Origin of the sequence: Hymenobacter swuensis DY53 (assembly GCF_000576555.1) — a bacterium.
Lineage (GTDB): Bacteria > Bacteroidota > Bacteroidia > Cytophagales > Hymenobacteraceae > Hymenobacter > Hymenobacter swuensis.
In genome coordinates, this window is sequence record NZ_CP007145.1 from 2,479,700 (window position 1) to 2,501,829 (window position 22,130).

21 protein-coding genes are annotated in these 22,130 nt (G+C 58.1%); 13 read left to right on the forward strand and 8 right to left on the reverse strand.

What is annotated here, in order from left to right; all coding sequences use genetic code 11:
* The first annotated feature begins 29 nt into the window (after positions 1–29).
* The 5 genes from hisB to hisIE all read left to right on the forward strand — a co-directional run bounded on the left by hisB (position 30) and on the right by hisIE (position 4,457).
* Positions 30–1,142: a bifunctional histidinol-phosphatase/imidazoleglycerol-phosphate dehydratase HisB gene (gene hisB, locus HSW_RS11940; RefSeq protein ID WP_044002116.1), complete on the forward strand. Its 1,113-nt coding sequence runs from the start codon at positions 30–32 to the stop codon at positions 1,140–1,142.
* Positions 1,143–1,364: 222 nt separating this feature from the next.
* Positions 1,365–1,955: an imidazole glycerol phosphate synthase subunit HisH gene (hisH, locus tag HSW_RS11945; RefSeq protein ID WP_044002117.1), complete on the forward strand. Its 591-nt coding sequence runs from the start codon at positions 1,365–1,367 to the stop codon at positions 1,953–1,955.
* 177 nt (positions 1,956–2,132) lie between these two features.
* On the forward strand, positions 2,133–2,849 hold the full coding sequence (gene hisA / locus HSW_RS11950) for a 1-(5-phosphoribosyl)-5-[(5-phosphoribosylamino)methylideneamino]imidazole-4-carboxamide isomerase (RefSeq protein WP_044002118.1): 717 nt from the start codon (positions 2,133–2,135) through the stop codon (positions 2,847–2,849).
* A 115-nt stretch (positions 2,850–2,964) separates the two neighbouring features.
* Complete coding sequence (hisF, locus tag HSW_RS11955; protein ID WP_044002119.1) at positions 2,965–3,723, forward strand: imidazole glycerol phosphate synthase subunit HisF; 759 nt, start codon at positions 2,965–2,967, stop codon at positions 3,721–3,723.
* A 95-nt stretch (positions 3,724–3,818) separates the two neighbouring features.
* Positions 3,819–4,457: a bifunctional phosphoribosyl-AMP cyclohydrolase/phosphoribosyl-ATP diphosphatase HisIE gene (gene hisIE, locus HSW_RS11960; protein ID WP_052346380.1), complete on the forward strand. Its 639-nt coding sequence runs from the start codon at positions 3,819–3,821 to the stop codon at positions 4,455–4,457.
* Positions 4,458–4,461: 4 nt separating this feature from the next.
* On the opposite strand, the gene HSW_RS11965 is transcribed toward hisIE, so the two are convergent.
* The gene (locus tag HSW_RS11965) at positions 4,462–5,217 is read right to left on the reverse strand and encodes a hypothetical protein (protein WP_044002121.1); all 756 of its coding nucleotides are present in this window, start codon (positions 5,215–5,217) and stop codon (positions 4,462–4,464) included.
* A 90-nt stretch (positions 5,218–5,307) separates the two neighbouring features.
* On the opposite strand from HSW_RS11965, the gene HSW_RS11970 reads away from it, so the two are divergent.
* Complete coding sequence (locus HSW_RS11970; RefSeq protein ID WP_044002122.1) at positions 5,308–5,838, forward strand: GNAT family N-acetyltransferase; 531 nt, start codon at positions 5,308–5,310, stop codon at positions 5,836–5,838.
* A 35-nt stretch (positions 5,839–5,873) separates the two neighbouring features.
* Here HSW_RS11970 and HSW_RS11975 read toward each other — a convergent pair whose 3' ends face one another.
* Complete coding sequence (locus HSW_RS11975) at positions 5,874–6,509, reverse strand: DUF3575 domain-containing protein (protein WP_155832946.1); 636 nt, start codon at positions 6,507–6,509, stop codon at positions 5,874–5,876.
* Positions 6,510–6,629: 120 nt separating this feature from the next.
* On the opposite strand from HSW_RS11975, the gene HSW_RS11980 reads away from it, so the two are divergent.
* A complete protein-coding gene (locus HSW_RS11980) occupies positions 6,630–7,412 on the forward strand; it encodes a glycosyltransferase family 2 protein (protein WP_044002124.1) in 783 nt (260 codons plus the stop codon).
* Positions 7,413–7,424: 12 nt separating this feature from the next.
* Positions 7,425–8,081 carry a lipid-A-disaccharide synthase N-terminal domain-containing protein gene (locus HSW_RS11985; protein ID WP_044002125.1) on the forward strand — a complete coding sequence of 219 codons (657 nt, stop codon included), beginning with the start codon at positions 7,425–7,427 and terminating at the stop codon, positions 8,079–8,081.
* Positions 8,082–8,182: 101 nt separating this feature from the next.
* Here HSW_RS11985 and HSW_RS11990 read toward each other — a convergent pair whose 3' ends face one another.
* The gene (locus HSW_RS11990) at positions 8,183–9,163 is read right to left on the reverse strand and encodes a GDP-mannose 4,6-dehydratase (protein ID WP_044002126.1); all 981 of its coding nucleotides are present in this window, start codon (positions 9,161–9,163) and stop codon (positions 8,183–8,185) included.
* Positions 9,164–9,323: 160 nt separating this feature from the next.
* Between HSW_RS11990 and HSW_RS11995 the strand changes: the two genes are divergently transcribed.
* On the forward strand, positions 9,324–10,235 hold the full coding sequence (locus HSW_RS11995; RefSeq protein WP_044002127.1) for a glycerophosphodiester phosphodiesterase: 912 nt from the start codon (positions 9,324–9,326) through the stop codon (positions 10,233–10,235).
* A gap of 79 nt (positions 10,236–10,314) precedes the next feature.
* Entirely contained in the window at positions 10,315–11,991 is a 1,677-nt protein-coding gene (locus tag HSW_RS12000) for an ArnT family glycosyltransferase (RefSeq protein WP_052346381.1), read from the forward strand.
* A 169-nt stretch (positions 11,992–12,160) separates the two neighbouring features.
* Here HSW_RS12000 and HSW_RS12005 read toward each other — a convergent pair whose 3' ends face one another.
* From HSW_RS12005 to HSW_RS12025, 5 genes are all read right to left on the reverse strand, one after another.
* Positions 12,161–13,228, reverse strand: coding sequence for a hypothetical protein (locus HSW_RS12005; RefSeq protein WP_044002128.1), 1,068 nt, complete (start codon positions 13,226–13,228; stop codon positions 12,161–12,163).
* Positions 13,229–14,328: 1,100 nt separating this feature from the next.
* The gene (locus HSW_RS12010; protein WP_044002129.1) at positions 14,329–15,471 is read right to left on the reverse strand and encodes a tetratricopeptide repeat protein; all 1,143 of its coding nucleotides are present in this window, start codon (positions 15,469–15,471) and stop codon (positions 14,329–14,331) included.
* 86 nt (positions 15,472–15,557) lie between these two features.
* A complete protein-coding gene (gene gyrA / locus HSW_RS12015; RefSeq protein ID WP_044002130.1) occupies positions 15,558–18,143 on the reverse strand; it encodes a DNA gyrase subunit A in 2,586 nt (861 codons plus the stop codon).
* 127 nt (positions 18,144–18,270) lie between these two features.
* Positions 18,271–18,513: a hypothetical protein gene (locus HSW_RS12020; RefSeq protein WP_044002131.1), complete on the reverse strand. Its 243-nt coding sequence runs from the start codon at positions 18,511–18,513 to the stop codon at positions 18,271–18,273.
* 16 nt (positions 18,514–18,529) lie between these two features.
* Positions 18,530–19,219, reverse strand: coding sequence for an HD domain-containing protein (locus tag HSW_RS12025; protein WP_044002132.1), 690 nt, complete (start codon positions 19,217–19,219; stop codon positions 18,530–18,532).
* A 143-nt stretch (positions 19,220–19,362) separates the two neighbouring features.
* Between HSW_RS12025 and parS the strand changes: the two genes are divergently transcribed.
* The 3 genes from parS (at position 19,363) to HSW_RS22810 (ending at position 21,934) form a co-directional block, all read left to right on the forward strand.
* Positions 19,363–19,815: a type II RES/Xre toxin-antitoxin system antitoxin gene (gene parS, locus HSW_RS12030; RefSeq protein ID WP_044002133.1), complete on the forward strand. Its 453-nt coding sequence runs from the start codon at positions 19,363–19,365 to the stop codon at positions 19,813–19,815.
* A 59-nt stretch (positions 19,816–19,874) separates the two neighbouring features.
* Positions 19,875–20,327 carry an RES family NAD+ phosphorylase gene (locus HSW_RS12035; RefSeq protein ID WP_044002134.1) on the forward strand — a complete coding sequence of 151 codons (453 nt, stop codon included), beginning with the start codon at positions 19,875–19,877 and terminating at the stop codon, positions 20,325–20,327.
* A 140-nt stretch (positions 20,328–20,467) separates the two neighbouring features.
* The gene (locus HSW_RS22810) at positions 20,468–21,934 is read left to right on the forward strand and encodes a L,D-transpeptidase scaffold domain-containing protein (protein ID WP_081768388.1); all 1,467 of its coding nucleotides are present in this window, start codon (positions 20,468–20,470) and stop codon (positions 21,932–21,934) included.
* The last annotated feature ends 196 nt before the right edge of the window (positions 21,935–22,130 follow it).

Here is a 22,130-nt window from a genome sequence, read left to right on the forward strand (position 1 = left end):
GTAGTAGTCCGGCACCAAGAATTCTCTCCATGAAAAAAGTACTCTTCATTGACCGTGACGGCACCATCCTCATCGAGCCGCCGACGGATTTTCAGGTGGACGCGCTGACGCGGGAAAAATTTCAGTTTGTGCCCGGTGCCATCACCGGTCTGGCCCGCATTGCCCGCGAGCTGGATTACGAGCTGGTGCTGGTGAGCAACCAGGACGGCCTCGGCACCGCCAGCTACCCGGAAGATACCTTCTGGCCGGCCCACACGATGATGCTCGACGTGCTGCGCTCGGAAGGAGTGGAGTTCGTGCGCGAGCACATCGACCGGAGCTTCCCCCACGAGAACCTGCCCACCCGCAAGCCCGGCACCGGCATGCTCACTCAGTACCTGGGCGAGGGCAGCGGCTACGACCTCAAAAACTCCTTCGTCATCGGCGACCGGCTGACCGACGTGGAACTGGCCCAGAACTTGGGCTGCCAGTCCATCCTGCTGAAGCCGGAAGGGGAGGGCGACGAGCGCGCCGCGCTGACGACCATGAGCTGGGAAAAAATATACCAGTTCCTGCGGCTGCCCGCCCGCACCGCCGTGGTACAACGCGATACGAACGAAACCAAAATTAGCATCGAGCTGAACCTCGACGGCAACGGCCGTCCCGAGATGCACACCGGCCTGGGCTTCTTCGACCACATGCTCGACCAGCTCAGCAAGCATTCGGGCGTGGATATGAAAATCACGGTGCAGGGCGACCTGCACATCGACGAGCACCACACCATAGAGGACACGGCCATTGCCTTGGGCGAAGCCTTCACCCAGGCCCTCGGCGACAAGCGCGGCCTGGCCCGTTACGGTTTCCTGCTGCCCATGGACGACGTGCTGGCTCAGGCCGCCATTGACTTTTCGGGCCGCCCCTGGATTGTGTGGGACGCCGAGTTCAAGCGCGAGAAAGTAGGGGATATGCCTTGCGAAATGTTTTACCATTTCTTCAAGAGCTTCTCCGACGCCGCCCGCTGCAACCTCAACATCAAAGCCGAGGGCCAGAACGAGCACCACAAGATCGAAGCCATTTTCAAGGCCGTAGCCAAGTCCATAAAAATGGCGCTGGTGCGCGACGCCGGTCGCATGGAAATTCCCAGCACCAAAGGTATTTTGTAGTTTATCCATTTGTATAAAAAAATGGATAAAGAGCTGGATGTGCGTAATTTACATGTATAATTGTCATCCTGGCTGAAGTGTAGAACCTTACACATTGCACCGATTCGTGCTACCGTAACAAGGCTCTCGGTTCCAGCCAGGATGACGATTTATAAGCCAAAACCTCTTTAAACATTTGTTTAAACAAAAGAATAAACAGCGTCCTTCACTTGATATGTTCAAATGGAAATAGCCATAGTAGATTACAAAGGCGGCAACGTGCAGTCGGTGCTGTTTGCGCTGGAACGGCTGGGCGTGCAGGCCACGCTCACGGCCGACCACGACGTGATTCGCCGCGCCGACAAGGTGCTGTTCCCGGGTGAGGGCGAGGCTGCCTCCGCCATGCGGGAGCTGCGGGCCCAAGGGCTGCACGAACTGCTGCCCACGCTCACGCAGCCGTTCCTGGGCATCTGCCTGGGCATGCAGCTGCTGGGCCGCCACACCCAGGAGGGCGGCGGCACCGAGCTGCTCGGGATTCTGCCTTTCGACGTGGTGCGGTTCCCGGCCACGCCGGAGTACAAAGTGCCACACATGGGCTGGAACAACCTGCAGGCGTTGCGCGGTCCACTGTTCGAAGGGCTCAGTGCCGAGGACTACGTGTACTTCGTGCACAGCTACTACGCCCCGGTGGGTGAGTACACCATTGCCGAGGCCGCGTACCCCGCACCGTTCAGCGCCGCCGTGCAGCACGAGAACTTCTACGCCGCGCAGTTCCACACCGAAAAGAGCGGCCCCGTCGGCACCCGTATCCTGGAAAATTTTCTCAAGCTGTAAGCTGGTGATAAACGAACGTCATGCTGAGCGAAGCCGGAGGCGTAGTCGAAGCATCTCTACCCCTTCGTTGCAATGCCAATTGATTAGTCAGAGGTAGAGATGCTTCGACTGCGCCTCCGGCTTCGCTCAGCATGACGTTCGTTTGATCCGCTACAAGCACCAAGCCCTAAATCCAACATGGAAATCATTCCCGCTATTGACCTCATCAACGGCCAGTGCGTGCGCCTGACGGAGGGCGACTTTGCCCAGCAGACCACCTACGACGCCGACCCGCTGGCCGTGGCCCAACGCTTCGAGGCCGCCGGCGTGAAGCGCCTGCACCTGGTGGACCTCGACGGGGCCCGCGCCAAGCGCCCCGTGAACCTACCCGTACTGGAGCGCATTGCCCGCCACACCAGCCTGCACATCGACTTCGGGGGCGGGCTGCAGAGCGAGGACGCCGTGCGCCAGGCCTTCGACGCCGGAGCCCGGCAGATAACGGCCGGCAGTATTGCCGTGCGCGAGCCCGAAACCGTGAATGGCTGGCTCCATGCCTTCGGGGCCGACCGGATCATCATCGGGGCCGACTACCGCGACAACCACATTTCCATCAACGCCTGGGCCGAGCAGAGCGAGCGGACCCTGCGCGAGTTCGTGGAGGGCTACCTGGCCAGCGGAGCCACCACCTTCATCTGCACCGACGTGAGCAAGGACGGCAAGCTTCAGGGCCCTTCGCTGGGTACCTACACCGAGCTGCGCGAGCAGCTGCCCGCCGCCCGCCTCATTGCCAGCGGCGGCGTCACCACCATTGCCGACGTGGAGGCCCTGGCCGCCGTGGGCATGCACGGGGCTATCATCGGCAAAGCAATCTACGAAGGCACCATCACGCTGGAGCAGCTGCAGCCCTGGCTATGATTTCGTTTTTAGTTGTCAGTTGTTCGTTGCTTGTCCACTCTCGATGTAGTCAGCCGGCAATCGACCTACAATCACTGACAACTGATAACGAACAACTGACAACTAAAAACCAAGCATGCTAACCAAACGAATCATACCCTGCCTCGACGTGAAGGACGGGCGCACCGTGAAAGGGGTGCGCTTCGAGGGCCTGCGCGACGCGGGCGACCCGGTGGCCCTGGCCGCCCGCTACGCCCGCGAAGGCGCTGACGAGCTGGTGTTCCTCGATATCACCGCCACCAACCAGAAGCGCGCCACCCTGGTGGCCCTGGTGCGCGACGTGGCCCGCGAGCTGGACATCCCGTTCACCGTGGGCGGCGGCATCGGTACCGTGTCCGACGTGGAGGCGCTGCTCATGAACGGGGCCGACAAAGTGAGCATCAACTCGGCTGCTCTGGCGCGCCCCGAGCTGATTGACGAGCTGGCCGCCCGCTTCGGCTCCCAGTGCATCGTGGTGGCCGCTGATGCCCGCTACCACGACGCCGACGGCTGGCAGATCTACACCCGGGCCGGCACCCACAACACCGGCCGCGACGCGGTGCAGTGGTGCCGGGAAGCCGCCGACCGGGGCGCGGGCGAAATCCTGCTGACCTCCATGAGCAACGACGGCACCAAGGACGGCTTCGCGCTGGATATCACCGGGGCCGTGAGTCGGGCCGTAACCATTCCGGTGGTAGCCTCGGGCGGCGCGGGCTCCAAGCAGGACTTCACCAACGTGTTCCAGCAGGCCCACGCCGACGCCGGCCTCGCCGCCAGCATCTTCCACTTCGGCGAAATCGGCATCCGCGAGCTGAAAGAACACCTGCGCCAGGACGGCATTGCCGTACGGCTGTAAATATGAGTTGTCAGTTGAGAGTTGTCGGTTGTCAGTAATGATAACGGCGCCCACCAGTACTGACAACCGACAACTACCAACTGACAACGAAACCAATGGATTTTGCCAAAATGCCCGATGGGCTGATTCCGGTGATTGTGCAGGATGTCCACACGGGGCAGGTGCTGATGCTGGGCTACCAGAACGAGGAAGCGCAGCGCGTGACCCGCCAGACGGGCCGCGTGACGTTCTTCTCCCGCTCCAAACAGCGCCTCTGGACCAAGGGCGAAACCTCCGGCAACTACCTCACCGTGGTGAGTGAGCACGAGGACTGCGACCAGGACGCCCTGCTCATCCTGGCCCGCCCCGACGGCCCCACCTGCCACCGGGGCACCACCAGCTGCTTCGAGCAGTCCCAGCAGACGCGCTACCCGGCCCCGGCCGTGAGCTTCGTGGCGGAGCTGGAGCGCCTGGTGCAGCGCCGCCACCAGCACCCCGATGAAGACCCCAAGTCGTACACTGCCTCGCTGTTCCGCAAGGGCATGCCCAAAATCGCCCAGAAAGTGGGAGAGGAGGCCGTGGAAACCGTCATCGACGCCGTGGGCGGCAACGTGGAAGGACTCAAAGGCGAAGCCGCCGACCTGTTGTACCATTTGTTGGTACTGCTGACGGCCTCCGGCCTGTCGATGGAAGACGTGGTGGACGTGCTCAAGCAGCGCCACACCACCATTTCCGGCGGGGTGCGGCGGGAGTAACGTCTTACCCTTCAACTGCTGTCAAGTGAAACGCTGCCGGTGCCTTATCAGGTACGGGCAGCGTTACGGCTCCCCGCTGGGAATTATACGTGTATTGCACCGGTACCCGCATCATCGTTGTTAATCCCTGATTTAGAAATAGGCTGATATTGAAACGTTCCCGGCCCAAACGGTAAAATCGGGCGGTGGCCCCGCCGGTGAGAAATGCGCCCCAATGCCGGGTAATGCTTGGCTGCTGCCGGAAAACAATGGTATCCTGAGGTGATACAATACCGGCTCCAAGGTTGCATGTCTGGCAAAACCGGATACTATAAGCGTACTGTTCGGCTTCGGTAGGTAAGGGTTGAAAATCAAAACGCGCCACTGGCCAACTCACCAGCAATGGCAGTCGGTCGAGGTAAACACTCACAGCGTGCCCCCCATACGCACCGCCGTATGCCCCATTGCTCTGTGCTTTGGGTACCTGAAGCTTGTATCCCCAGCCGAGCCCGCCACCCGAGTAGCCAATTGAAATATTGGTTTCGTCTTTCAGTTGTAGGCGAAGCATGGGAGCCACAAACGGCGTAATCAGAAATTCATGACCTTTGAAAGGCCGTTTGCCTATGCCGAAATGGCCCCCTTCCGCATACGCGTACTGACCACCTATCTGTAGGTCTAGCGAGAGTTGCTGGCTTCTTGCTGGATTGGTCAGAGTAAGTAACAGACTTGCTGTTGCGGCAGGACCTACGGTAGTGGTAAAACCAGGAAAAAAACACGTCATAATTTGAGGATAAGTTGTATATCAGATGCAAAATGGTTGATTGACGAAGAGTAGTATAATATATATGCTTTTTTCTTATTCCTTTCTTCAATGTCTGCTCCTGCCATCCAGTTAGTACCCCTACAGCTTGACCAAGCCGCTATTTTCCACCGCTGGATTCAGGACCCGGAGGTTGTTCTTTACTCGTTGAATGCCTTCCAGCAAATGGATTCGCTGGCGAAGGTCACGCAATGGCTATCGGCTACGCTGGCAGATACGCGGAGCCTGAACCTGGGCGTATATCTGGCCGAAACCCGGGAATTGATTGGTCACGCCGGCATCTCTGGCATGTCAACGGCCAATCAGGCGGGCGAGTATTTCATTCTGCTGGGCGAAAAGCGGTACTGGGGCCAGGGAATTGCTACGGAGGTAACCCGGCAAGTGGTGGCGCGGGGTTTTGCGGAACTGGGCCTGAACCGGATTATGCTAACGGTTTCGGAACCGAACCAGGGGGGCGTGAAAGCCTATCAGCGGGCCAGGTTTCAGCTGGAAGGCCGGCTGCGGCAGGCGTGTTTCCGCAACGGGGCCTTTCACGATAAGCTAGTGATGTCAGTTCTGCGGGAGGAGTGGCGTGACCGATAAAGAAATGAAAGGGAAGTACGTGGCTACTCTGCGGCTCACAACCGTATACCCAGTTGCAGGCCTGCTCCTCGGTTGAGGGGCTGATACCGGTTGCGGGTATTGCGGGAAGTGGCCCGCCGCAAAATTTCCGTTCCCACAAATGTATCCAGCACCAGCCGTGAGCCCAGGGCCCATTGGCGGCCCAGTTGAAGCTGGGGCTGTATGCGGGTACTGGCAGCATGCGTGACGTAGGCCGCTGTGGTCGGCGTGGACTCATGCTCCTGCCGGGTACGGATGTGGGAACCATGTGCCACCAGGGCAGCATACCAACCCGTCAGGGGCTGGCCAACTGTACGCCGCCGGAAATAGTACCGGGCCTGCACATCGACGTTATAGTACCTGTTTACCCCCCGTACAACGGTTGGCTGCTGCTGCCCGGCCGCGGTTGTGTACCACAACCCATAGGAAGAATAATGCTGGGGAAAATAGCCCAATGTGCCGCTCAGGCTCCAGCGGGCAGATAGCCGCTTTTCATAACTAAGGGCTATATCGGGCTGGTCAAATGCGCGCAGCCCGATTTTAAAAACCTGCTTGACCGGGCGCGGAATACGGATGGGCTCAACCGTCTGAGCTGAAGCAATGAATGTAGGTAGAGAAAGCAAGGCCAGTAGGCCGCTCATTCGGTAGTGCATAGAACCTATTCGGATAGCTGGCAGTAAGATACTGCCGATGGGCCGATGGTTGCAGTCCGGTACAACTATTCGCTGCCAAACCTTCCGTACCTTTCGCCCTGTTTTACCCCTTCCGTTCCTATGTCTGCTGCTCCCGACCGCGCCGCTTATCTCGCCTCCCAAAGTCTGACGGTGCTGGTGCCCGTGTATAACGAAGAAGAAAGTCTGGGGCAGTTTGTGGTGGAAATGGACAAGTTTCTGGCCGAAACGCCGGTGGCCACTACCGTGCTGTTCGTTAACGACGGCTCTACCGACGGCTCCGTTGCCATTCTGCGCGAGGTATGCCGGCAGAAGCCCCAGTACGAGTTCATCAGCCTGAGCCAGAACCGGGGCCTGAGCACCGCCGTGAAAGCCGGCATCGACCACGCCCGCACCACCCTCATCGGCTACATCGACTCCGACATTCAGACGACGCCGCTGGATTTCCTGACCTTCTTTGAATTCCTGCCCGAGTTTGACATGGTGAACGGCATCCGGGCCAAGCGGCAGGATACGTTTGTCAAGAAGATGTCGTCGCTGGTGGCCAATACCGTGCGCCGCACGCTCATCAACGACGGCATTCAGGACACGGGCTGCCCGCTGAAAATCATCAAGACCGAGCATGCCCGCCGGATTCCGCTGTTTCACGGCATGCACCGTTTCCTGGGGGCGCTGGTGCAGCTGCAGGGCGGCAAAGTCAAGCAGCTGCCGGTGCGCCACTTCCCGCGGTTTGCGGGCACGGCCAAATACAACCTCTGGAACCGGGCCTGGAAGCCGCTGGTGGATACGTTCGGCTTCCGCTGGATCCGCAGCCGCTGGAAGAACTACGAAATCGGGGAGGCCCACCGCCAGGAGGCGGCGGTGGCAGCAGGAGCAGGCAAGTAACCTGAGGAGGCTATGACGTCGCAAACCGTGGCCCTGGGCATTGGGCTGGTGTCGCAGCTGCTGTTTTCCAGCCGCATTGTGCTGCAATGGATTCAGAGCGAGCGGGCCAAACGCGTGCTGGTGCCTACTTTGTTCTGGCAGATCAGTCTGGTATCCTCGTTTCTGATGATTGTGTACGGCATTCTGCGCCACGACCCCGTGATTCTGGGCGCGCAGGTGATCAGCTACGCCATCTACATCCGCAACCTGCAGCTGCTGAAGGAGTGGGGCAAGCTGAGTCCGTGGTTCCGGGCCGGGGCCTACGCCTTTCCGGTGGCTATGCTGGCCTGGTTTGTGGCCGGCAACCAGCACTTCAGCCTGCGGGCCATGCTGGGCAGCCGCATTCCGGCCGGGTTGCTGGCCCTGGGGGCCGTGGGCCAGGTGATTTTCCTGCTGCGCTTCGTGTACCAGTGGATTTACTCCGAGCGCAAAGGCGAATCCACGCTGCCGCTCAGCTTCTGGGTAATCAGTTTCGTGGGCTCGGTGCTGATTCTGGTGTATGCCTTCCTGCGTTGGGATGCAGTGCTCATCATCGGCAACGTGTTCGGCACAGTGGTGTACGCCCGCAACATCGTGCTGCTGCGCCGGGAGCAGCGGCGTACCGCTCCGGGTGCCATATCAACGGAATAGAACCGGGAATGACCATCGACCATTTTGAAAAAGCAAAGCCCCGGGTGTTCCAACCCTCGGGGCTTTGCTTTTTCAAGGATCAATGAGCAAGGAATTTCGGCTCAAACGGCCGCTACTTCCCGTGTGTTCAGCCAGCGTACAAACTCCGCCAGTCCTTCGGTCAGAGTAGTCTGGGGGGCGTAGCCCAGCAGGCGCTGGGCCTTGCTGATATCGGCGTAGGTGATGTCCACGTCGCCGGCCTGCATGGGTCGGAACTCCAGCTGCGGCTCCACGCCCACGGCTTCGCCCACGGCCCGGATCAGCTCCAGCAGGGGCACGGGGCGGTTGTTGCCCAGGTTGAGGGTGTCGTATACGCCCGTGTGCCCGAGCAGATAGTCCACGCCCCGGGCAATGCCGTCCACAGTGTCCAGCACGAAGGTGTAGTCACGGGCCGTGGTGCCGTCGCCGAAAACCGGAATGGGCTGTCCGGTCTGTAGCAGCCGCACGAACTTATGGATGGCCAGGTCGGGACGCTGGCGGGGGCCGTACACGGTAAAGAACCGGGCATTGAGCACATCCAGGCCGTGCAGGTGATGGTAGGTGTAAGTGAGCTGCTCTCCGCTGAGCTTGGAGGCGGCGTAGGGCGAAATGCAGGTCGATAGCAAGTTCATATCCTCCCGGAAGGGCTGCTCACGGGTATTGCCGTACACCGACGAGGAGGAGGCAAAAAACAGCTTTTGAATATCGCGCTGCCGCATCCATTCCAGCAGGTGGGTGGTCCCGAGGACGTTGTTTTCCAGGTAGGCCACGGGCTGCTGCACCGAGGGCCCCACGCCAGCCTTGGCGGCCAGGTGCACCACCACGTCAATCGGGTCGGCGGGCAGGGCGTCTACCAGCGCGTCGAGGCCGTGGCGCAGGTCGGCTTCGTGGAAGCTAAAGCGGGCATGAGCCAGGCAGCCGGCCAGGTTTTGCTGCTTGCGGGAGCGGTCATAAAACGGGTCGAAATTATCGAGCCCAACCACGCGGTGCCCGTCGCGGAGCAGGCGCTCGGCCAGATGCGAGCCAATGAAGCCCGCGCAGCCCGTTACCAGAATGGAAGCCATGCGTAAAAGAGGCAGGGGAAGGAGGAGAGAACAGGCCCTGAAAGCCCGGGGCGCAAATGTAACCGGAATTACCCGACCCCGGTTATTCTGCGTATAAGCCGTACGTAGCGGCTGCAACGGGTGTTTTGCCGCCGCCCTACTTCTGTCTCTTTTGTTGACTATGACAAGTGTTACGCCCCTGCTTACCTGGCCCGTGGTGCTGGCCGTGAGTGGGCTGAGCTGGCAGGCGGCCCCGGCCGTTTCTGCTCATCCGGCCGATGCCCCGCCCGCAGAGCAGGCCCAGCGGCGGCCTTTGGTTATCGGGCATGCCGGTTCCGGGTTCTTTCATCCGTTGTTTAACCCGTTGCCACCCAGCAGCCTCCGCAGCATCAACCGGGCGCTGCGCCACGGGGCCGATGGGGTAGAAGTGGATATTCGCCTGAGTCAGGACAGCATTCCGGTGCTCTACCACGATAATTCTCTCAGCTCCATGACCGATGGCACGGGCTGCGTGAGTCAGACCCCGGCCGCCACGCTCACCACGCTGCACTACCGGGGGGGCTGGCCGTATGACTGGTTTCAGCACGAAAAGCTGCTGACGTTTGAAACCTTGCTGAAGACCTTCGCTAAGCAGTCGGGATTCCCTTATCTGCACCTGGATCTGCACGAGGATGATGACTGCAACGGCAACGACCCGGCCCGTAGCCAGGCCCTGGCGCGCCGGCTGCGCGACTTGCTGCTGCAGTACCGGGTGCCGCCCGGGCGGGTCCTGATTCTGACTAACCGGGCCAGTACCCTGGTGTATCTGCGCCAGATACTGCCGTCCGTACCGTTGGGTCTGGAAATGGGCGCTGATTTCGTGGCGGGCGTGGCCACGCTCCGTAGCCTGCCCACTGTGCAGATGGCCGTGCTGCACAAAAATGATCTGACGCCTGAACGAGCTGCACAGGTGCACGCGCTGGGTAAGGAGGTGGTCGTATTCGGTGGGCGTTCAGCCAAAGCCGTCAGCCGGGTCGTAGCGGCCGGCACGGATGCGTATGAAGTCGATAATGTGCGGCGGTTGCAGGCCGCGTTGCGACGACAGGATGATTAAACGCGTATACTGACGTTTTCAGACCTGGGCCACATCAAGCCTGGTATATTTCTACGCAGTTGTCACAAGTAGCTTTTTCATGGATGTACAGCAAGTGAGCCGTTCCCGTTGGGGGCGGCTTCTGACGATTTTGGGGGTATGTGGGGTGAGCTTTTTTCTGCACGGCAGCGCGCCGGCCGTAAGCCTGATGGAGTCGCGCAACTTTGTGGCGGCCCGCGAAATGGTAGCGGGCGGCTCCTGGCTGATTCCCACTATGAATGGGGAGCTTCGGCTGGCCAAGCCGCCACTACCTACATGGGCCGTAGCGGCAGTGCAGCAGCTGACTGGCCCCACTGAAGACCTGGGTCTGCTGCGCTGGCCGGCGGCGTTGGCGGCTACGCTGCTGGTGCTCTTCTTCTGGGGCCTGGTGCGGGAGCTGACGCGCACTGCCCCCGGTGAGGCGGTCAACCCCGGCCGCACGGCCTGGCTATCCGCCCTGGTGCTGGCCAGTAGCCTTTTGGTGGTTACCACGGGGCGGGAAGGGCAGTGGGATATTTTTGCCAACAGCCTTATGGTGGGCGGACTGTGGTTGCTGGTGCGGGGCTGGCAACGCCCCCGGCACGGGTGGGTGAGTCTGTTTGGAGCCGGCCTGCTGATTGGGCTATCCATCCTTAGCAAGGGCCCGGTTCCCTTATATGGTCTATTGCTACCGTTTCTGCTGGCCTATCTGGTGCGGCAGCCGCAGCACCGCCAACTGGTGGCTCGGCAGGGGTGGAGTACGGCGGTAGCGGCCGTGGTAGCTTTGGTGGTAGGCGGTAGCTGGCCAGTTTACATCTGGTTGGAAGTAGCCCCCACTGCCCTGCGCGTCGCGCGTATCGAAACGGCCTCCTGGGGTAACCGGCACGTGCAGCCGGTGTGGTATTACTGGTCGTTCTTTGCTTTTACCGGTCTGTGGGCACTGGTTGCATTGGCGGCTTTGGTAAAGCCCTACGCGCAGCGCCGGGCCGAGCAGTATATTCCTTACGTGGTGGCCCTGACCTGGCTGGTCGCTGGCCTGATACTGCTGAGTCTGGTGCCGGAGAAGAAAGAGCGGTATATGCTGCCCCTGATGCCGCCGCTGGCCCTGTTGGTAACCGGCCTGCTGCGGTACTGGGAAAGTACCCCCCGGTTTGAGTGGCGGCGGCCGGATCTGGCGTTGGTACGTGGGTGGGGGGCGTTGCTGGCGTTGGTATGCGTGGCTCTGCCGGTTGCCATGGCCGTGCTGGGCCTACCGGGTTTTGGCGTTGGCTCGACCCAGTTTACAGCGGCTGTAGTGCTGTTTGGAGGGCTGGCCATCTGGATTAGCTGGCAGGGCGTCCGTCTGGCCCGGCCCGTTGTGGTAATGGCCGGCACGCTTACCGTGATGGGAAGTCTGTTGGCGCTGCTGATGCCGGTGTATCCGGTGTGGGAGGGACGGCGCGATACGCGGGGGTTGTCGCATGTGCAGGATATGCGTCGGTTGCCGGCAGTAGCGGGGGTAGCAAGCTGGCGTAGTCTGGATACGTTGCACGTCAAGCAGGTGTGGGGGGCCGGCCGGGCCGTACCGGTCTGGCATCCCACGCTCGATTCGCTGGCACAGCTTCAGCAGCCGGTGGTTGTGCTTTCCGGTTCTCTGGTCGGTTCCCGACTCCCAACCGGCTGGTCCCGGTTTGTGCACGCGCAGGTGGTGGATAGCTTTTATCTGGGTCGGGGCCGGGAGTCAGGCCGCTGGCTTGTTTCCCGGATAGATCCTATATAGTTGTAGCAGACCTTTTTGATAAAACGTTGATATAAGGAACTCTGTGCAGAAGTTAGGTTAACATAAATTAGAAACAAACCTTTGAGTCGAACCAAATGCATAGTTGCAATTACATGAAAACAACAAAAAGGGGAGCGGCTCAAAGCCGCTCCCCTTTTTGTTGTTTTACTCAGACAGATAAACGACGCCGAATCTGTTTAAGGAAAGCCTCCACGATATCCAGGTCGTCAATGTCCTGAACTGTCAAGTGCGTATCCAGGCCAGGCCCCTGAATGCGTACTGTATAGCTCAGACCGGTTTCGGTTGTGGCAGTGCTCTGAATAGCAGTAGGTGTACTTATGGGTTCAGGCAGGTTAGCAGTCGGTACCGGTGGTACGGAAGGTTGTGTAGCTGAGGGAAGAGGATCAGGTTGGCTAATAGACGGTACAAAGACAGCTTCTGGTCCTCTATACATACCAGCTTCTTCCTCCGGGAGAGGAAAATCGTCCTCTAGGTCATCCGTGTCCAAGCCAAACAGGTTCGATACGGCATCATGCGTACGCGCTGGGGCCGCCACGGAAGGTACATAGGAGGCCGGAGAGGATATACTGGTAGCTACGGCTCCGTGGGTAGATTGCGTAGGGCGTATAGACAGAGCAGGAGAAGTCCCTGCTGGTGCGCCAGTACCTGTGGTAGTGGCTGCTGACGTACCGGCAGGGCGGAACAGGTTCATGGGCATCTCGGAGCTGGCGAGTTCCTTACGGGGAGCTTGCTGGGCGGCCAGAGCGTCAACGTCGGCCATTACGTTGTTCTCATCCAGAATTCCGGCCATACGGGCACCATCGATGAATGCTTTCGAAACACTCTGGGCGTTTATTTCCTCTACGCCGAACTCCCGGATCAGCATCACATCAAACATGTGTACCGGCAATTCCCGGTTGCGAAACTTACGGCAGATCTGGTTAAACAGGGGAGGATGCAGGAAGGCTTCACGATGATATACTCGTTCTTCCTGTTTGTCATACGCGTGCTTGATTCGACGGAACAGGTTTGTAGTCGTGAGTAGCTCTCGTTTGCTGGTTAGCAAGCCGAATTTGACGGCTGAACCAATAATGGCTTTAAAGGAGCCACTAACTTTCCGATTCAGCTTACGGGCAGTTGTTTCGATGGCACACTTTCCACCAGTGTCATCAACTACTTCAGCAACTTCCCAGGCGCCTAGATAAGAGGTACGCGGGTAGTCTATGGTCTTTGGCATATCGGTAAATAGCTAAGAGGATGAAAGGAAGAAAGTAAAAGTAGAAATATAGGAGGTAAATATAAACAGTACATAGTATAATTAAGTAGTACAAAGTATATAAAAGTTTAACCATTTAATACTTTTTGTACTTTTTATTACTTTTATTTAATAACACAACTTATAACTCTTACTACTCTATCTAATTACTATTACCTTCTAACATAAGGCGGCCCCGGGGGGAAGCTGCTGTTCTTTTGAGCTGTGTGGGCATTCTGTTCGCTTTTATGACCTTATCAGGGTAGATACCACTGGTGAAGCCTCAGTAATACGACGTGGCCACACACGAGATTAACACTGCCTTAAAAAGGCTCATACTCAACGTAAATGAATAACTCTGTAAACTCTCATGCGAAATCGAAACGTAACAAGCACAATAAAGCAGGAGGGAAGCAGACTTACCCAATAGGATATCACCGCAACAAAGAGACAAAGCCACATCCATTCAATTTCGCCAATTACCCAATCAGCGAGGAGCAACTCTGTGAAACTGCCAGCTCAGCAGATACTGGTTATTAGAGTGTGGTAAGGCAACTGCTCGCACCATAGCTTCCGCCACAACATTGGTGTCGTAGGATTTGTCCGCCAGATAACCCCATTGATGAACCGCCACCCGCTGTGCCCGGCTTGCCGAATTCGCGTTCAGTCTGTTCGTGGCCCAGCATGGCGCAAAACTAAGCCCGACGGGCTAAACTCACCGGTAAGCATTTATAGACTTTATAAAAGCAGGTGCAACTCAGCATTCCAGCGGGTCATGTATTATCACACACATTCGGCAGAAGCCAAGAAACCTCAAGACAGCGGGGCTCTGCAGTAGACGGGTACTACCACATAAGCCCTGACTTCTTATCACCAAGGAAAACAACCGGCAGAAGACCCCGCTAACTTCACACTACTATCTTATATCACAACATGAATGCACCACAGCTACCGTAAAACGATTATATCTTTTTGTCTTATAATTTATATTATGTTAAGTAATATTTTAAAAATATAGTCCGGCAACATGCCGGACTATATTTTTATCCTCCCCCGCTATTAAGGCCGGGGAAATACTTCTTCTATTTCTTCTGTGCATCCAACTTAGCAGCCATCCGCTCCGAGTCGGCTGTGCGGCCTACCCGCAGGTACGCTTTCTGCAGGGAAGAAATAACAGCCCGATCATCTGGCTGCGTCTGCAGAGCTTTTTCAAAGTATGGTAGTGACTCCTGGAAATACTTCTTGCCATCAGCTTCAAACTTCTTGCCTGACTTCTGGTACTCAGCTAAGCTCATTTTGCTGGCTTTGGTATACAGGTCAGCCGCTTTGTTATAGTTGTATACACCCAGGTTGAAGTTTGCATCAAAGTTGGCAGGATCCACTTCTACCGCTTTCTTATACGCTTCCAATGCCTTGGCGGGCTGCTTATCCTGGTCGTATACGGAACCTAGCACCGCGTACAGGTTGGAGTTGGTGGGGTCAGCGGCAATGGCTTTTTCAATTTTGCCAATAGCTTCCTTGCCACGACCGGCGCTCAGTTCCATGTTCAGGTCTTCCAGCATGAAGCCTTTGTTAGTTGGAAAAGCAACCAGCGCGTCCTGCACAACTTTGCGGGCGGCAGCATCGTCTTTCTCCTGCCGGGCAATCTGCAACATACGGCCGTACATCTGGGGCGTCTTGTAACCAATTCCCTGGAGCTTGCCATACATTTCCTTCGCCCCGCCAAAGTCCTGGTTTGCTTCAGCCGCGTAAGCAGCATACAAATACGCCGTCGTATCCTGCGGACGAATCTGCTGGGCCATCCGATACGAGTCGATGGCCTTGGCGAAATCCTTGCCGTTGTAGCTTTCTACCCCGGAATTCAGCGCCAGACCATATAGGCCATCGAGTTTGGCAGTAGCCATTTTGCCGTACTCACTGTCTTTACCTTCCAGGCTGACGGCTTTGGAATACGACTCAAAAGCCGTTTTGGTGGCTTCCGTAGCGGGCATCGTCTTACCATAAATCGGACTGGCTACGATACCTTCGTAGACTTCGCCACGGGTATACCAGGTTTTGGCTTTACCCTGGGTTTTCTCATTGGTGATGGCCTTGTCAATTTCAGCGCGGGCCTTATCAAGGGTGCCTTGCTTCTGAAACAGAATGGCGTTGGTAACGGCCGAGTTCTGGGCCGACACGGTGTGTAGCGCGGCGGCAGCTACCAGGGTCAAGATGATCTTCTTCATGGGAGTTTTGCTGAAGAATTTACAGGTAAAGGAAAGGAATTGCAACGCAAACGGCAGAACGCCCAAGGGAGTTCTGCCGTTGCAAGTTAATTAGCGCTGATGGATTCAGGATCGGTCAGGTCCGTGAGGTCCGTATCCGGGAGGCTGACTGGCCCTTCCTCGTCCGGACTGCCGTTCAGCGTTACAGCCTCGGTCCCATCGGTTTCCAGTTCGATTTCCTTTTCCTCGGCTGCCACCTTGGCAACGGAGGAAATTTCGTCGCCGGAACTGATTTTCAGCAGCCGTACGCCCTGGGTGGCCCGCCCGATGCTGCGTAGCTCACTCATGCGCAAACGGATGGTAATGCCCGATTTGTTGATGATCATCAGATCATCGGTGTCGTTTACCGTTTTGATGGTCACCAGCTGGCCGGTTTTATCGGTTAGCTTCATGGCGCGCACGCCTTTGCCACCACGGTTGGTGATGCGGTATTCCTCCAGCGGACTACGCTTGCCGTAGCCGTTTTCCGAAACTACCAGCAGTTCATCCTGGCTATCCTTATCGAGACATACCATGCCTACTACCCGGTCATCGGCCATTTCTTCCGAGAGCGTGATACCACGTACCCCGGCAGCAGTGCGGCCCATGGAGCGTACTTTCTCGTCGGGGAAACGCACGGCCCGGCCAGAGCGCAACGCCAGCACGACTTCCGAGTTGCCGTTGAGCAGCTGCACGTCGAGCAGCCGGTCGCCTTCGTTGATGGTAATGGCGTTGATACCGGCAGTACGGGGGCGCGAATAGGCCTCCAGCGGGGTTTTCTTCACGGTGCCCTGCTCGGTGCAGAACATCAGGAAGGTATTGTCGAGGTAATCCGGGTCGCGCAGACCGCGCACGTTCAATACGGAACGCACCGAATCTTCGCGGGGAATCTCAATCAGGTTCTGAATGGGCCGGCCCTTGGTGTTCTTGCCACCCTCGGGCACTTCGTACACTTTCAGCCAGAATACGCGGCCAGCTTCGGTGAAGAACAGTAGGTACTCGTGGGTAGTGGCCACAAACAGGTGCTCCGTAAAGTCATCCTGCTTGGAAGCCGCCCCACGGGCCCCTACTCCTCCCCGACCCTGCGCCCGGTACTCATCCAGCGCCGTGCGCTTGATGTAGCCTTCGCGCGAGATGGTAATCACCATGCTTTCATCGGCAATCATATCCTCCATCGAGAAGTCGCCACCGGCGTACTCGATGCTGGTACGACGGGCGTCGCCGTAACGGTCCTTAATGTCGATAAGCTCCTGGCGGATGATATCCCGCTGCATCTCGTCCGAGGCCAGCACGGCCTTCAGGTGGTCAATGAGAGCCATCAGGTCGTTGAACTCCTGCATGAGCTTGTCACGCTCCAGGCCGGTGAGGCGCTGCAGGCGCATATCCAGAATGGCCCGGGCCTGCACTTCGCTCAGCGAGAACCGCTCAATGAGCTGAGCCCGCGCCACGTCCCCGTCGCGGGAGCCCCGGATCAGCTTAATTACCTCGTCGAGGTGGTCCAGCGCAATAAGCAGACCTTCCAGGATGTGGGCGCGCTTCTGGGCTTCGGCCAGCTCGTAGCGGGTCCGGCGCACGACTACATCGGCCCGGTGATCTACGAAATGGTGAATCAGGTCCTTGAGGTTAAGCGTCATCGGGCGGCCTTTTACCAGGGCCACGTTGTTGACGCCGAACGAGCTTTGCAGCTGGGTGTACTTATACAGGTTATTAAGTACCACCGTGGGCATTGCGTCCCGCTTCAGGTCGTACACAATACGCATCCCGTCGCGGTCCGATTCGTCGCGCAGGTCGGCAATACCCTCAATTTTCTTCTCGTTGATCAACGCGGCCGTCTTTTCAATCATCGAAGCCTTGTTCACCATATAGGGAATTTCGGTCACGATAATCTGCTCCTTGCCCGATGGCAAGACTTCAAAGTGCGCCTTGGCCCGCATCACTACCCGGCCCCGGCCCGTCTCAAAGGCCTGCTTCACGCCCTCGTAGCCGTAGATGATACCGCCCGTGGGAAAGTCGGGAGCCGTTACGTGCTCCATCAGCTCGGCAATGGTGATATCGGAGTTGGCCAGGTAGGCAATGATGCCGTCTACCACCTCCGTGAGGTTATGCGGGGCCATATTGGTGGCCATACCCACGGCAATACCGGTGGTACCGTTTACCAGCAGGTTCGGGAACTTAGCCGGCAGCACCGACGGCTCCTCCAGGGAGTCATCGAAGTTGGGCTGGAAATCTACCGTATCCTTGTCCAAGTCGCCCAGCAGCTCGTCGGAGAGGCGCTTGAGGCGGGCCTCGGTGTAGCGCATAGCGGCCGGCGAGTCACCGTCGATGCTGCCGAAGTTTCCCTGACCATCCACCAGCGGATAGCGCAGACTCCACTCCTGGGCCATGCGCACCATGGTGTCATATACCGAGGAGTCACCGTGGGGATGGTACTTACCGAGCACTTCCCCCACGATACGGGCGCTCTTCTTATAGGACTTGTTGTAGGAAACGCCCAGGTCCGACATGCCATAGAGCACGCGGCGGTGTACGGGCTTAAGGCCGTCACGCACATCGGGCAGTGCCCGGGAGATGATAACCGACATCGAATAGTCGATGTAGGCCCCACGCATCTCGTCTTCAATGTTTATCGGAATGATCTTTTCGCCTTCCGCCATAGGGAGAATGTAGTCGGCCGGAAAGCCCCTGAAAGAGGAGCTTCACAGCCCGTGAGAGTGAACTTCGTTAAGCCTGCAAGATAGGCAGAAAAACCCGTTTTACCTAGCTCAAAGCCCGATTCAGGGCCTATTTAAGGGTCTTGCTACGGTCGTTGGAATGCTTCCCCTTTTCCTGCTTATGCACCTTGATTTTTTCCCCGATGGCCGGGTTCTGCTTCTTGAACCAGGGCTGCCCACGATACTTGGTACCGTTGTGCAGATGCACCTTACGGGTGTGGCAGGCTTCCATCGGACAGGTACGGCACGAAGCGGCCAGCAGCAACACAACCAAAGGGGCCAGCCAGCGGGCAAAAGAGGGAGAAAAACGCATGGGGTAAAGATAGGAATTAGGATTGGGCCACATCCTGGCTGTCCCACTCGCGCAGGAACTGCGTCAGAAACTGTTCCATAAAGGCGTGGCGCTCCTCGGCCACGCGGCGGGCGGCGGGTGTATTAAGCCGCTCGCGCAGGTGCAGCAGCTTCTCGTAGAAGTGGTTGATAGTGGGCGCTACATTCCGCTTGTAGCTTTCAAACGACTCATGCACCACGGGCGGCACCGTGGGGTCGTGCAGGGGGCGGCCCTTGTGGCCGCCGTACGCAAAGGCTCGGGCTACCCCAATGGCCCCAATGGCATCGAGCCGGTCGGCATCCTGCACCAATTCCCCTTCCACCGTACTCATGGGCGTGGCCACTCCCAGGCCCTTAAAGCTGATTTCGCGAATGACGGCCTCTACCCGCTGGATAACTGGCTCCGCTACATGCTGGCTTTCCAGCCACCGGCGGGCAGCCCGGGGACCGGCTTCTTCGTCACCGTCATGAAATTTCCAGTCGGCCACGTCGTGCAGCAGGGCGGCCAGTTCCGTTACCAGCGCATCGGCCGAGGGCGTCTGAGCTGCCAGGGCCCGGGCCACCTGCCACACCCGGCGGATGTGTTCCCAGTCGTGGCCGGAGCCTTCGTGCAGGAATTTCTCCCGAATAAATTCGGCAGTATGGTCAATGACCAGTTGCTCAGGGGCTGGCAGCAAAGAAGCAGACATCAGAACGCAGGATTGTTTGCGGCAAAGATATCGGCTTCCGCCGGCCGCCACCTATGCCCTAACCGGCCAGTAAATGAATCATTCGCACGGATTCTGTCGTTACTGCGTATATTGTCGTCAAATGACGATTAAAAAACAGGCAAATGACAGTCGTTCGTAAAACCTCGGTGGCCAATATGGTGGACTTGATGGGCGGGCCAACCGTAATTCCTCAGCTGGTACGCAATGAGATGGACCTTCTGGCCGTGGCTATCAAAGGCATTTCGGTGCAGGCAGTGCGGGCCTTACAACAGCACCTGGGCTTTTCCAACAAAGAAATGAGCGTGGTGTTAGGCGTTTCGGAAAGCACCCTGGCACGGCGTGAACAGACCCGTAAGCCCCTGACGCTCGACGAAGGCGAGAAGGCCATTCAGCTCTCAGCCGTGCTGGCGAAGGGCATGGAGGTGTTCGAAGACGAGGAAGACCTGCATTTCTGGCTTAACTCGCCCATTCCGGCCCTGGGCGGGCAGAAGCCCAAGCATCTGCTTCATTCGGTTATCGGCCGCGACCAAGTGCACGATGTGCTGGGCCGTATTCAGCACGGGCATTTTTCCTGATCATGCGGTAGTTTTCCCGCCTTGGACAACTCACCCATCATTTCCTAAATCGTCAGTCTGTGCTTCTCTACCGCCTGGGCAAGGCACCTTACATTTCGGATACCTCCGGGCAGGGAGGGTTGTATTACGGCGGACGCTGGCATAAAATCGGGAGCCAGATTCTGTATACGGCCGAGCATTTGTCTCTGGCCAAGCTGGAAGTGCTGGCTAACTCGCCAGTACTGCCGCGCAACTATTTCGCCCTTACTCTGGAAATTCCCGACGGTACGCCGTTCCGGCAAATCGACGCGGCCGACCTGCCCGCCAACTGGCAGCAGGTGCCGTACCCGGCCGAACTGGCCGAAATCGGGCGGGCCTGGCTGGATGAGGGCCGGCACTGGGTGTTGCGGGTACCCTCGGCGCATGCGCCTTCGGAATGGAACTATCTGTTCAACCCGCTGCATCCCGACCATACTCGGCTCCTGCGCACCGTTACCCTAGAGCCTCATCCTTTTGATGCCCGACTGAAATAGCTGTTGGATATTCCTTCCTTTTTTTCTACTTTATCAAAGTACAATCGCCCTTCTCTGGACATACGCCATACTTTCACCCCGTAGCCTATGCGCTGAACCGTACTGCCCGCTTTTCCGTCACCTTCTTACCTCACAGCTTTATGGATTGGTTAAGAAGCACCGTGCGGTCTGCCTTATTGCTTGTACTCCTCACTGGCTGCGCATTTTCTCTGGAAGCTCATTCCAGGAAACATAGTGAGCGAGTAACCGACGTGGAAATGACGGCGGCCCGGGCTACCCTGCGCACCCTGCTGGACACACGCCAGCACGGTGCCGCTGCCACGTACCGCCAACTGGGCCTGATGGCCGGCCCAGCCGTGCAGGCATTCTATGCCAACCAAGGGTACACTACGCACTGGATTCAGGAAACTGGCTGGAATAGCCGGGCCCGGCAGGCCCTGGCCTTGCTCGGCCGGGCCGCAGATGTGGGCCTGAGTCCGAGCCGTTACGCCTGGGCAACACTACAGGCCTTTCCTGACTCCTTGCAGCAAACGGGCGGCACCAGCCGGTCCAAACAGCTGGCCCTCTCGGAACTACGCCTTACAGACGCGCTGCTTCGGTACACCACCCACCTGCGCCAGGGCTACCTCCTTCCTGAAACGCTCACGCCCGCTCCCCCGGCCGATAGCCTGACGGCCGGCCCTACCGCCGGCCTGCTGCAACAAGCCCTACTGGCCCCCGATTTTGCCACGGCCCTGCTCCGAAACCAGCCCAGTACCCGGGCCTACCGCCTGCTGCAGGGGGCCTGGGTACGCAGCCTGCACGCCTCCCCCACCGATTCGGCGCGTCTGATGCAGGACACAACGGCCGGCTTCCGCCGAGTGGCCCTGAACCTGGAACGGCTCCGGTGGGCCGCCCCGGCCGATTCGGAATACGCGGTGGTCAATATTCCGGCGTATCGGCTCCAGCTCATCCGGAACGGGCAGGTCATCCAGACCCACAGGGTGATTGTGGGCAAGCCAGAGTCGCCGACTCCCGTGCTCAGCAGCCGCATAGTGGTATTTGTAACGTCTCCGGAATGGCGCGTACCCTATAGCATTGCCGTGCGAGAGTTTCTGCCGGCGCTGCAGCGCGACCCGAGCTACCTCTACGACAATCATTACCGCATGTATGACGGCCGGGGCCGGCAGATCAATCCGTGGCGGGTAAACTGGCAGAAGATGACGCCGGAGAAATTCCCTTACGCTATCCGGCAACGGGCCGGCTCGTTCAATGCCCTGGGCAGCGTGGTGTTCTACTTTCCCAACCAGCAGACCGTTTTCCTGCACGATACGCCCGCCCGCAGTGCCTTCAGCCGCACCGACCGAGCCCTGAGCCACGGCTGCGTGCGCGTGGAAAAGCCGTTCAAACTGGCTGAGTACCTGCTACGCCGGGAGAACAGGGTGAAAGAGCTGACCGGCATGTACCAGAGCGTCCGGGAGCAGGAGAAACAACGCTTCGACCTACAGCGCAGCCTGACCATCTACCTGCGGTATTACACCTGCGAAACGGATAACGGGCGGCTGGTATTCCTGCCTGATATTTATCACCAGGACAGCCTATTAGCCGCTGCATTGTTCGGGCAATAAACAAGACTTTTTTTTAACCGGACATCTGCCAATTTCAGCGGATGCTCGATTTTTTTATTTCAACTACTCATTCATTTTTACCTGTTTTGATTTATGATTCGCTTTACGTTTGCGTTATAAATTAATTCCTGCATCTGTTATTTTTTTTGGCAGCCGTAAATCCGAACAGGAAAGTAGTGGCGTAAGTGCTGGCAAA

Coding starts and splice junctions, on each gene's coding strand:
- HSW_RS12000 (WP_052346381.1), top strand. CDS start 10,315: ATGGATGTACAGCAAGTGAGCCGTTCCCGTTGGGGGCGGCTTCTGACG.
- hisIE (WP_052346380.1), top strand. CDS start 3,819: ATGGATTTTGCCAAAATGCCCGATGGGCTGATTCCGGTGATTGTGCAG.
- HSW_RS11970 (WP_044002122.1), top strand. CDS start 5,308: ATGTCTGCTCCTGCCATCCAGTTAGTACCCCTACAGCTTGACCAAGCC.
- HSW_RS22810 (WP_081768388.1), top strand. CDS start 20,468: ATGGATTGGTTAAGAAGCACCGTGCGGTCTGCCTTATTGCTTGTACTC.
- HSW_RS11990 (WP_044002126.1), bottom strand. CDS start 9,163: ATGGCTTCCATTCTGGTAACGGGCTGCGCGGGCTTCATTGGCTCGCAT.
- gyrA (WP_044002130.1), bottom strand. CDS start 18,143: ATGGCGGAAGGCGAAAAGATCATTCCGATAAACATTGAAGACGAGATG.
- hisB (WP_044002116.1), top strand. CDS start 30: ATGAAAAAAGTACTCTTCATTGACCGTGACGGCACCATCCTCATCGAG.
- HSW_RS12010 (WP_044002129.1), bottom strand. CDS start 15,471: ATGAAGAAGATCATCTTGACCCTGGTAGCTGCCGCCGCGCTACACACC.
- HSW_RS11985 (WP_044002125.1), top strand. CDS start 7,425: ATGACGTCGCAAACCGTGGCCCTGGGCATTGGGCTGGTGTCGCAGCTG.
- parS (WP_044002133.1), top strand. CDS start 19,363: ATGACAGTCGTTCGTAAAACCTCGGTGGCCAATATGGTGGACTTGATG.
- HSW_RS12005 (WP_044002128.1), bottom strand. CDS start 13,228: ATGCCAAAGACCATAGACTACCCGCGTACCTCTTATCTAGGCGCCTGG.
- HSW_RS11965 (WP_044002121.1), bottom strand. CDS start 5,217: ATGACGTGTTTTTTTCCTGGTTTTACCACTACCGTAGGTCCTGCCGCA.
- HSW_RS12025 (WP_044002132.1), bottom strand. CDS start 19,219: ATGTCTGCTTCTTTGCTGCCAGCCCCTGAGCAACTGGTCATTGACCAT.
- HSW_RS12020 (WP_044002131.1), bottom strand. CDS start 18,513: ATGCGTTTTTCTCCCTCTTTTGCCCGCTGGCTGGCCCCTTTGGTTGTG.
- hisH (WP_044002117.1), top strand. CDS start 1,365: ATGGAAATAGCCATAGTAGATTACAAAGGCGGCAACGTGCAGTCGGTG.
- hisA (WP_044002118.1), top strand. CDS start 2,133: ATGGAAATCATTCCCGCTATTGACCTCATCAACGGCCAGTGCGTGCGC.
- HSW_RS11975 (WP_155832946.1), bottom strand. CDS start 6,509: ATGCACTACCGAATGAGCGGCCTACTGGCCTTGCTTTCTCTACCTACA.
- hisF (WP_044002119.1), top strand. CDS start 2,965: ATGCTAACCAAACGAATCATACCCTGCCTCGACGTGAAGGACGGGCGC.
- HSW_RS11995 (WP_044002127.1), top strand. CDS start 9,324: ATGACAAGTGTTACGCCCCTGCTTACCTGGCCCGTGGTGCTGGCCGTG.
- HSW_RS11980 (WP_044002124.1), top strand. CDS start 6,630: ATGTCTGCTGCTCCCGACCGCGCCGCTTATCTCGCCTCCCAAAGTCTG.